This is a genomic window from Pseudomonas sp. B15(2017), from assembly GCF_002113215.1.
Taxonomy (GTDB): domain Bacteria; phylum Pseudomonadota; class Gammaproteobacteria; order Pseudomonadales; family Pseudomonadaceae; genus Aquipseudomonas.
Genome location: NZ_NEJZ01000037.1, coordinates 1 through 1,313, shown reverse-complemented (window position 1 = coordinate 1,313; position 1,313 = coordinate 1). Strand labels below are relative to the sequence as shown.

General features: G+C 52.3%; 1 protein-coding gene. It reads left to right on the top strand.

What is annotated here, in order from left to right; all coding sequences use genetic code 11:
* Nucleotides 1–53 precede the first annotated feature (53 nt).
* Nucleotides 54–1,276, top strand: a protein-coding gene (locus CAF73_RS29480; protein ID WP_139834889.1) for an IS3 family transposase whose coding sequence is annotated in 2 segments (ribosomal slippage) — nucleotides 54–405 and nucleotides 405–1,276 — 1,224 coding nt in all. Because the reading frame shifts where the segments join, the coding sequence is not laid out codon by codon here.
* Nucleotides 1,277–1,313: the final 37 nt, after the last annotated feature.

Genomic DNA, 1,313 nt, shown 5'->3' with positions numbered 1-1,313 from the left:
TGTCTCGTCCTGAATAAGGTTTACACCTTCTGACCCATTCTCAGGAGGGAGTAATGAATACAGGAAAAAGGCGCAGTCAGCGTGATTACACGCGGACCTTTAAATTGTCGGTCGTCGATCAGGTCGAAAAAGGCGAGTTGAGTTATAAAGAGGCTCAAGTGCGTTATGGCATTCAGGGTAAATCGACCGTACTGAACTGGTTACGCAGGCATGGTCGGCAGGACTGGAGTCAAGGCGCGTCCATTCGCTCCAAGAGACCCCGTTCCATGGATGAGCCCGATAAACCACTGACACCCGAACAGCGAATCAAAGAGCTCGAAGAAAAGCTGGCCCAAGCCAACCAGAAAGCTCAGTTTTTCGAAGCTGTCGTTGATGTTTTAAAGAACGACTTCGGTGTTTCTGTCGTAAAAAAGCGATCCGGCAAGTCCTCTCCCAAGGGCAGATCCAAGACCTGAGCATTAGTCGGGCTTGCCAGTTCATGGGGATTTCCCGTCAGGCTTATTACAAGCGCAACCGCGCGTGTGATGCCCGGGCCCGTCATGCCCAGGAAGTGATGGGATTCGTGAGGGAGAAACGACTTAGGCAACCGCGCCTTGGCACCCGAAAACTTCACAATCTGATGCACACTGAGCCAGAGGTGTCCGTAAAGGTCGGTCGAGACCGGTTATTCGATATCTTGCGAGATCGGCGCGAGCTGGTTCCCCGCAGACGGGCCTATCACAAAACGACAGATAGCCATCATCGCTTTCGCCGGCATCCAAACCTGCTCAAAGATGGACCGATTCAGGTAGTTGCCAAGGCGCCAGAGCAAGTATGGGTTGCGGACATCACCTACTTACCGACGCAAACGGGTGTGGCTTATCTGAGTTTGATCACCGATGCGTACTCCCGAAAAATCGTGGGGCACCATGTCCATGAAAGCTTGCACACCGAATCGGTGATCCAGGCGTTCAACAAAGCCCTCAAGCAGCGGACAACGAAGCAATGTTTGGTGCATCACTCGGATAGAGGCGTCCAATACTGCTCCGAGCTTTATCAGCGGCTGCATGCCAAATACGGCATCACCTGCTCAATGACCGATGGCTACGACTGCTACCAAAACGCGTTGGCTGAGCGTGTGAACGGGATTTTGAAAAACGAGTTATTGCTGCATCGCCCCAAAAATTTTGCAGAGGCCATCCGGATGGTGGACGAGTCGGTGCAGATCTATAACAACGAGCGGCCTCATCTGTCGCTGAAATACAAAACACCCGATGCGGTGCATCGGGCGTTTTGAGGCTGAAACAGGTGTAAACCTATTTCAGGACTAGACA